The sequence below is a fragment of the Salifodinibacter halophilus genome (genome assembly GCA_012999515.1).
In the GTDB taxonomy this organism is placed as follows: Bacteria; Pseudomonadota; Gammaproteobacteria; order Nevskiales; family Salinisphaeraceae; genus Salifodinibacter; species Salifodinibacter halophilus.
On record JABEEB010000696.1, the window covers coordinates 1 to 238 of the forward strand.

Annotated in this window: 1 protein-coding gene; it reads right to left on the reverse strand. The window is 71.4% G+C overall.

Features of this window, described 5'->3' with window-relative positions; all coding sequences use genetic code 11:
* On the reverse strand, positions 1–238 hold a 238-nt coding region (locus tag HKX41_13350), incomplete at both ends, for a hypothetical protein (GenBank protein NNC25121.1).

Sequence of the window (238 nt, forward strand, 5' to 3'; positions counted from 1 at the left end):
GTTCGCTGATCAGGCGGCCGAGCGCATCGAAGCTGCGCGTGGCGCTGCGGTCGTCGGCGTGGGTGGCCGGGCGGATCGCCGACAACAAGGCCGGCACGACTTTGCCGGCGGCGAGCCAGGCGCTGGTGTCGACGCGGGTGGCGTAGGCCAGGGTCTGCTTGATCCGGCCGAGATCGTCGCGCACGTATTCGAGCACCGCGCCGGTGGCGTCGACCTCGGCGGTCAGTTGGCCTTCCTC